Consider the following 4,200-nt stretch of genomic DNA (forward strand, 5'->3'; position numbering starts at 1 on the left):
CGACCGGGCCGCCGCCGAGCGCGCCCGCCGGCGCGGCACGCCGCTGGTGAGCCCGGCCTCGCCCGAGAGCGCGGCCGGGGCCGAGGAGAGCGAGGACACGGGGCTCGGCCGGCTGCCCAACCGCCCGCAGGTGCCGCCGGTCGAGGTCATCGACCTCGTCGCGGAGGAGGCCGGCCGGGCCATGGCCGAGGCGATGGTCGTGCCGCGGAGCACCGCGCGCCGGCTCGAGGTCGTCCCCGACCTCGCGGGGGAGCCCGCTGCAGGGCCACCGGACGAGAGCCTGCCGGACGGCGACGCGCCTGCCGGGGCTCCCGAGGACCCTGAAGGCCACGGGACCGAGGAAGGCGTCGACGACCCCGCCCACCTCACCGAGCTGCTCCTGGACGCCGTGGAGTTCGTCCGCCGCCGGCTGTCCGGCGACTTCGCCGTCGACGAGTTCGGCTTCGACCCCGAGCTCACGGAGCGGGTCATGCTCAACGTGCTGCGCCCGGTCTACGAGCGCTGGTTCCGCGTCGAGCTGCGCGGCGCCGACCGCATCCCCGCCGACCGCGGGGCGCTGCTGGTCGGCAACCACTCCGGGACGCTGGCGTGGGACGCCCTGATGACCCAGGTCGCCGTCCACGACAGCACCGGAGGGCGGTTCCTCCGGCTCCTCGGGGCCGACCTGGTGTTCGCGACCCCCGTCATGGGCGACGTCGCCCGCCGGATGGGCGCCACGCTCGCGGCCAGCAGCGACGCCGAGCGGCTGCTGTCCGGCGGCGAGCTCGTCGGCGTGTGGCCCGAGGGGTTCAAGGGGATCGGCAAGAACTTCCGCGACCGCTACCGGCTCCAGCGCTTCGGCCGGGGCGGCTTCGTCGCGGCGGCCATCCGCACCCAGGTCCCCATCGTCCCCGTGAGCATCGTCGGCGCCGAGGAGATCTACCCGATGCTCGCCGACGTCCGCCCCCTGGCCCGGCTGACCGGCGCGCCGTACTGGCCGCTGACGCCGACCTGGCCGTGGTTCGGCCCGCTGGGCCTGGTGCCGCTGCCGAGCAAGTGGCTCATCGAGTTCGGCGAGCCCGTGCCCACCGACCAGCTCGACCCCGGGGCGGCCGACGACCCCATGGTCGTCTTCGAGATCACCGACCGCGTGCGCGAGACGATCCAGCAGACGCTGTACGCCCTGCTGGTCCGGCGCCGCTCGGTCTTCCTGGGCTGAGGCGGACGTGGCCGGAGGTGGCGACGCGGGACAGGCCCCGCCGCGGCAGGTGAGGCTCGTCGGGCGTGCCGGCTGCCACCTGTGCGAGCAGGCGCGCGCCGTCGTCGAGCGCGAGTGCCGCCGCGCGGGCGTCCCGCTGGTCGAGGTGTCCGTCGACGACGACCCGGAGCTCCACGCCCGGTACTGGGACCGGATCCCGGTCGTCGAGGTGGACGGCGAGCCGGTCGAGCAGCTGCGGGTGGACGCCGACCGGCTCCGCGCACGGTTGCGCCCGGGCCGCCGCCGTCGTCTGCTGTGGTGAGGCCCCGGCCAGGGGCCCGGCGGGTACGTCGAGGGCGCTGACGGGGCCGCCCGCCGACGTCCCGACGTATCTACCGGGCGGGCCCCAGCACCTGCCCGTGACGGCGGTCACGAGGGCCCTCCTCGACTTTGTGCACGCCGTCACAAGCACGTACGATGAGGGTCACCGACGCGAGGAGAAGTCCTGTGCCACTGCAGCGCCTGCGCCTGCCCCGCACGGGCTCGCGCACGCAGGTCGACGCCCCGGGCGAGGTGCCCGCGGACGTGGCTGCTGACGTGCCTGCGGAGTCGACGGGGGCGCGCCGCGGGGTCCCCGCGGCCACCGTCGGCCGGTTGCCGCTGTACCTGCAGGCCCTGCACGCGCTCGCCGACGACTCCATCACCACGGTGTCCTCGCAGGAGCTCGCCGAGCTCGTGCACGTCTCGGCCGCCATGCTCCGCAAGGACCTGTCGCAGCTGGGCACCTACGGCACCCGGGGCGTCGGGTACGACGTGCCGACCCTCGTCCACGAGATGTCGGCCGTCCTCGGCCTGGAGCACGACTGGCCGGTGGCCATCGTCGGCGTGGGCAACCTCGGCCGGGCGCTCGCCCACTACGGCGGCTTCTCCAGCCGCGGCCTCAGCATCGCCGCGCTCTTCGACGCCGACCCCGCCGTCGTGGGCACCGAGGTCAACGGCCACGTCGTGCACGCCGTCGACGACCTCGCCGAGCTGGTCCCCGCCCGCGGCGTGCGGATCGCCGTCGTCGCCACGCCCGCCGCCGCCGCGCAGCAGACCGCCGACCGGCTGGTCGCCGCGGGCATCACGAGCATCCTCTGCTTCGCCGGGGCCGCGCTGCGCGTGCCCGACGGCGTCACCGTCCGCGCCGTCGACCTGTCCAGCGAGCTGCAGATCCTCGGCTTCCACGAGCAGCGCACCCGCAGCGCCGTGCTCGGTCCGCTGCGCCCGCCCGCGCGCCTGACGAACGGGGTCTCCCGGTGACGCTGCTCGTCGTCGGTGCCAGCCACCGCACCTGCCCGCTGCCGCAGCTCGAGCGGCTGTCCGCGGCCGCGTCCGACCCGGTCGAGATCGGCCGGCTCGTCCTGGCCGAGCCGTACGTCACCGAGGCCATGGTCGTGTCGACGTGCAACCGCGTCGAGGTGTACGTCGAGGCCGACCGGTTCCACCCCGGCGTGGCCGCGGTGTCCGCCGCGCTGTCGACCGGCACGGGCATCGACGTCGCCGAGCTCGGCGAGCACATGTACGCCCACTACGACGGTGCCGCCGTCGAGCACCTGTTCCAGGTCGTGTCCGGGCTGGACTCCATGGCCCTCGGCGAGGCCCAGATCCTCGGCCAGGTCCGCAGCGCCTACACCCGCGCCCGGACCGCCGGCCAGCTCGGCCCGGCCATGGCGGCCGTCGTCGACCGCGCGCTGCGGGTGGGCCGCCGAGCCCGCGCCGAGACCGGCCTCGACCGGCTCGGCAACCGCATGGTGACCGAGGCTCTCGACGTCGCCGAGCAGCACGTCGGCCCGCTGTCCGGCGCCCGCGTCGCCGTCGTCGGCGCCGGCGGGATGGCCGCCCTGGTCACCGCCACCCTCGCCCGCCGCGGCGCCTCCGGCGTCACCGTGGTCAACCGCACCGAGAGCAGGGCCACCCGGCTCGCCGCCTCCGTCGACGGGCAGGTCGCCCCGCTGTCCGCGCTGCCGGACCTGCTCGCGGGCTGCGACGTCGTCATCAGCTGCACCGGATCCGTGGGGCACGTCGTCGAGGCCGCGCACGTCGAGGCCGCCGTCGCGGCGCGCGGCAGCCGCCCGCTCGTCCTCGTCGACCTCGCCCTGCCCCGCGACGTCGCGCCGCTGCCCGACGACCTGCGCGGCGTCGTCGTCGTCGACCTGGAGACCCTCGGCCTACGCCTGGCGGCCGACGCCGACGGCACCACCGAGGTCACCCGGGCGCGCTCCGTCGTCGCCGGCGAGGTCCGGGTCTGGCGCAGCGAGGTCGAGGCCGCCACCGTCACCCCCACCGTCGTCGCGCTGCGCTCCCAGGCCGACGCCGTCGTCTCCGCCGAGCTCTTGCGCCTGCGCGGCCGCCTCGGCAACCTCGACCCGGCCGTCGTCGCCGAGGTCGAGCGCACGGTGCGCCGCGTCGTGGACAAGGTGCTCCACACCCCGACCGTGCGCGTCAAGGAGCTCGCGGGCGGGCCCGACGGCTCGATGTACGCCGAGGCGCTGCAGACCCTGTTCGGGCTGTCGGTCGCCGACTCCCTCGACCCGGTCGCCTCGTTCGGCGACGGCGGCCCGGGCGCGATGGCCGACGGGGGCCGGCCGTGATCCGCGTCGGCACGCGCGCGAGCGCGCTGGCCCGCACCCAGTCCCAGACCGTCGCCGACGCGCTGTCCGCCGCGCTCGGCGAGCCGGCGGAGCTCGTCCTGGTCTCCACGCACGGCGACCGCTCCGCGCAGCCGCTGCGCGAGCTCGCCCGCGCGACGAGCGGGACCGGCGTATTCGTGTCGGCGCTGCGCGACGCCCTGCTGGCCGACGAGGTCGACGTGGCCGTCCACTCGCTCAAGGACCTGCCGACCGCGCCGGCCCCCGGGCTCGCGCTCGCGGCGGTGCCCGAGCGCGAGGACCCGCGCTGACCAGCGCGTCGCGCGGGCGGCGTCCGGCTGGCCGACCTGCCCGACGGGGCCCGGGTCGGCACCGGCTCGCCGCGGCGCGCCG

The 4,200-nt window shown here is 76.6% G+C and carries 4 protein-coding genes and 1 pseudogene; all 5 read left to right on the forward strand.

The features are described 5' to 3' along the window. Positions 1-1,198, forward strand: a 1,198-nt coding sequence (locus WCS02_RS18180; RefSeq protein ID WP_422665434.1) for a lysophospholipid acyltransferase family protein, incomplete at its 5' end; no start/stop codon positions are given. Positions 1,199-1,247: 49 nt separating this feature from the next. Next, complete coding sequence (locus tag WCS02_RS18185; RefSeq protein WP_340295701.1) at positions 1,248-1,499, forward strand: glutaredoxin family protein; 252 nt, start codon at positions 1,248-1,250, stop codon at positions 1,497-1,499. Positions 1,500-1,684: 185 nt separating this feature from the next. Further along, entirely contained in the window at positions 1,685-2,479 is a 795-nt protein-coding gene (locus WCS02_RS18190; RefSeq protein ID WP_340295702.1) for a redox-sensing transcriptional repressor Rex, read from the forward strand. Next, positions 2,476-3,810 (forward strand): glutamyl-tRNA reductase, encoded by a 1,335-nt coding sequence (locus WCS02_RS18195; protein WP_340295703.1) that lies wholly within the window; start codon positions 2,476-2,478, stop codon positions 3,808-3,810. The genes WCS02_RS18190 and WCS02_RS18195 overlap by 4 nt, the downstream gene beginning before the upstream one ends. Then, positions 3,807-4,200, forward strand: a pseudogene (locus WCS02_RS18200) (hydroxymethylbilane synthase); the annotation flags it as partial. The gene WCS02_RS18195 and the pseudogene WCS02_RS18200, both read left to right, overlap by 4 nt.

The sequence above is a fragment of the Aquipuribacter hungaricus genome (assembly GCF_037860755.1).
GTDB lineage: Bacteria > Actinomycetota > Actinomycetes > Actinomycetales > JBBAYJ01 > Aquipuribacter > Aquipuribacter hungaricus.